Annotated in this window: 1 protein-coding gene; it reads left to right on the top strand. The window is 36.6% G+C overall.

Going from position 1 to position 350, the window contains the following annotated elements; genetic code table 11:
* Positions 1-314, top strand: a 314-nt coding sequence (locus tag ACTJIX_RS14890) for a zinc ribbon domain-containing protein (RefSeq protein WP_440611570.1), incomplete at its 5' end; no start/stop codon positions are given.
* Positions 315-350 lie beyond the last annotated feature (36 nt).

Raw genomic sequence — 350 nt, 5'->3', positions numbered from 1 at the left:
TGGGTGACTTAAGTGCCAGGAAACTAGTCAAAACTAAAATGGCAAAGTCTGTTTTAGATACAGGGTTTTCGGCACTAAAAACATTGCTCAAGTATAAATGCGAGAACGCAGGGGTATTGTTTGAGGAAGTCAATGAAGCCTATACCACCCAAATCTGTTCGTGCTGTGGTGAGATCACTTCAAGTAGTCCGAAAGGTAGGACGGGTCTTGGAATAAGAGAATGGGAGTGCGTGAGTTGCGGTACAGCTCACGATAGTTATCTACTACATATAAATAATAATATACAAAGTAAACAAAGAATGATTTACTATTAATAATATACATTGTAGAATTTATATCTAAACATATAT

Source organism: Acinetobacter sp. 22323 (assembly GCF_052044895.1).
Classification (GTDB): domain Bacteria; phylum Pseudomonadota; class Gammaproteobacteria; order Pseudomonadales; family Moraxellaceae; genus Acinetobacter; species Acinetobacter schindleri.
This window is presented reverse-complemented; position numbering and strand designations above follow the sequence as displayed.